The following is a 3,911-nucleotide window of genomic DNA, read 5'->3' on the forward strand; positions in this document are numbered from 1 at the left end:
TGATAACACAGCACCAACAGCAGATCCCATTTCTGCGATTGGTCCATTTTCGTGTTATGCAGATATTCCAGCACCAGATGTAAGCGTTGTGATTGGAGAAATGGATGATTGTGGTGGAGCAGTAACTATAGCGTTTGTAAGCGACAGTGCAGATCCGGGTTGCAGCGGCACGGTGACCAGAACGTATAGTTTGACAGATGTTTGTGGAAACACTGCAAATATTACTCAAAACATTACCATAGATGATAACACAGCACCAACAGCAGATCCTATTCCTGCGATTGGCCCATTTTCATGTTATGCAGATATTCCTGCACCAGATGTAACAGTTGTTACTGGCGAAATGGATGATTGCGGTGGAGTAGTAAATGTCGCATTCGTAAGCGATAGTGCAAATCCAGGTTGCAGCGGCACAGTGACCAGAACGTATAGTTTGACAGATGTATGTGGAAATAGCATAAACATTACCCAAAACATATCGATCGATGATAACACTCCCCCTACAGCAGATCCACTTCCTGTATTAGGTCCATTTAACTGTTATGCTAACCGGCCCCCACCCAATGTCAATGATGTGACCGGTGAAATGGATAATTGTGGAGGGACAGTGATGGTAACCCATCTGAGTGACACAGGTAATCCAGGATGTAATGGTACGGTGACCAGGACCTATCGTTTGACTGATCAATGCGGAAGAAGTGCAAATATTACCCAGCAAATTTTAATACAAGATACGATCCCACCTACGGCCAATCCCTTAACTGATCTTGGACCTTTTAATTGCTATTCACAGATTCCAAATGGAAATGTTAATCAGGTGATTGGAGAGACTGATAACTGTGGAGGCTTAGTTCAGGTCACTAATTTTTGGACCGATCCAAATCCAGGATGTTCTGGTACAATACTAAGGTATTACAGAATAGTAGATGCATGTGGTAATGCAGACACATTGACACAGAACATTACCATATTCGATAATCAAGGGCCAATATTGAGTGGAGTACCAGCAAACATTACTTTAAATTGTTCAGCCACACATCCAGCCTTCAATGTTACAGCCACTGATAATTGCAACAATGTGGCCAGTATAGTGCTAGATACCACAGCAATTAATCAAACGAACACTGGCAACTGTACAGACTTTGCGTTTAATCTGACTAGGAGGTGGACTGCAACCGATGATTGTGGTAACACTACCTCTGCAACTCAAAGGATAACGTACATTGATAATACTTCACCATCTATCACGGCACCCGCTAATATTACGATTTCTTGTGCTGATTCACAAGATACTACTTTTACTGGCAGTCCTGTAGTATCGGATAACTGTGATAATAATGTTAGTATTTTGTACAGTGACAATATCAGTTTCCTTGGATGTGCCAATGAATCAGCCATTCAACGAACCTTTATTGCAACCGATGCTTGTGGCAACACCTCCTCTGCAACGCAATTAATAAGTGTTGAAGACAATACCCCACCGGTTTGGATAAATTTTCCAGCGGATTATTCGGTTGGGTGCCCTGATGACCTGCCAGATCCTGACAGTACTTTAATGGCAACAGATAATTGTGGAACAGTTACTGTAGAAGTAGTTACGCAAGAGTTTATTGACCTAAATGGTCAACCAGGTTTTTGTCCATCCAGTTTACAAATCGTATACAGAGCTACAGATGCTTGTGGTAATTTTGTACAAGATACATTGGAAATTACTGTTTTAGCAGAATGTGGATGTAATGAATGTGAAAGCTCCGTACCTTTTCAATTTGCGGATTTAAGGGATAATCCGGATTCGCTTTGGATCGGAGCTGAATTAAAAAGAGATGGGAATTGCTGTAACAATAGACCTAATGTAGAATGTCAGGCGATCAATTTGTATTTGAATCCCAATACTGTTGCCATTCAGGTCAACGATGTTCAGGCACCATCATTTGGCAGTGAATTTTATCAAGTCAATTGTGGAACTGAGGAGGTTTTTGGGAAATTTATTTGCGTGGATGGCCCTGGGCCTCATATTATTACCATATGCAAACCAGGAAAAGAAAAACAACAAATAGAAATTCTTGCGGTATCAGGCGTTTTAGTCCCCGAGGATATTACTACTAGAATAGGTTGTGATTATACGATAACTGTTGAGGGTAATATTGATGAATCTACTGTGACATGGACGGATGTATCTGGTAATGGCTACGAAAGTTACTTGTCTTGTACATCAGGTTGCTTAACCAGTACATTTCTACCAGGACCTGGAGCACCAACTACTGTACAATATGAAGTATGCGGAGAGGTAGAGCCACCAGATGTAGACAATGTTCTAGAAGGATGTTTGGATGGTGCTGTAATTTGTGATATTGTAACTGTAACAGTCTTCCCTGAAATTGACTTGCTCCTAGAAGGTCCAAGAGAGTTCTGCGAAGGAGAAGTAGTGACTCTGACTGCTACACCACAACCTCCAGGCACTTATGACATTTATTGGTATAATGCTTATGATGCTGGTGGAACATTATTGCAATCAGATTTGAATGTCGGTTCAGCGCAATTTTCCCCCACGATGACTGGTCAGTATTCAGCATATGTGGTGGAAAAAATTTCTGGCCTAGAATGTAACCAAGATACCTTTGATTTTGACATTCTTGTAAATCCGCTTCCGGTATTTGATTTGGGAGTGGATTCTACGATTTGTATTGAGAATGTATATACCATTGATTTACCAGATGGATTTGACTATGAATGGACTCCGACAGATGGTGTAACAGAAGGAGCAGATTCTACTATTTTTAATATCGCCCCATTGAGCGTCGGGACTTATAACTACACAGTGACTGCAACCTCACCTGCTGGGTGCGTTAGTACAGATACATGGACACTGGATGTGATCAATTGCCTTGAATGTTCCGAAGTGACCATATGTCCAACTGATACCTTTATTATTGCCAATGTAAGCGACTTTGTCAATGCTGGAGGTGTACTGGGTTTCCCTTGTACTGTAGATAACTCCAGCTTGCAACTTTTAAGTTCAGTAAGTAGCAATACTACCTGTCCTGAAATCATCACCAATACATACCAGATCACTGATATATGTGGAAATCAGAGTCAATGTGATTTTATCATCACGAGGTTGGATACTATTTTGCCAACATTCACTTGTGCTCCAAATATTACGATAGAAGCTTGTTCTGAGGCTGCCATTGACACTGCTACCGGATTAGCCTTTAGCGAAATGCTGGCTGAAATTACACTTTCGGATTATCAAAATAGTGGTGGTAATGCCAATGATAATTGTGATCTCTTCATTTTTTATCAAGATGTATCAACAGGAAACTGCCCCACAAGTGTTGTGAGAACTTTCACTTTCACTGACCTATGCGATAATACACAACAATGCCAGCAATCTATTACAGTGGAAGATACTACAGTGCCTGAGTATACTTGTCCTCCTGATACAACAGTAATAGGATGTGACATTTCAGATTTAGAGGCACTAACCTCACTACCTTTTAGCAATGTGGTCAATAGCATTACGATTGCGGAATTCAATACTGCTGGAGGTTCGACTTCAGACGAATGCGACGTTCGGGACATATGGTATATCGACAATGCTTCGGGCATGTGTCCAATAACCATCAACAGAACATTTACCATAGCAGATTCTTGTGGTAATGAAGCAATATGTATCCAACAAATTCTCATTAATGACACGATACCACCGACCTTTACGGTACCAACCGATTTGACGATATACAAGGATGATGATTGTTTGTATGATGCTGGCATAGGACAGACAGGTGATGTGACGGACGAGATGGACAACTGTTCAGTAGGATTGGAAGCTACATTTACGGATGTGGAGTCAATAGGAGTGTGTGATGATGAGACGGTGATTACCCGGACCTGGACGTTGGTAGATGATT

Annotated in this window: 1 protein-coding gene; it reads left to right on the forward strand. The window is 41.3% G+C overall.

Going from position 1 to position 3,911, the window contains the following annotated elements; genetic code table 11:
- The coding region (locus tag L2567_RS20590) for an HYR-like domain-containing protein (protein WP_235299751.1) at positions 1-3,911 on the forward strand (3,911 nt) is incomplete at both ends.

It is taken from the genome of Portibacter marinus, assembly GCF_021533195.1.
GTDB lineage: Bacteria > Bacteroidota > Bacteroidia > Chitinophagales > Saprospiraceae > Portibacter > Portibacter marinus.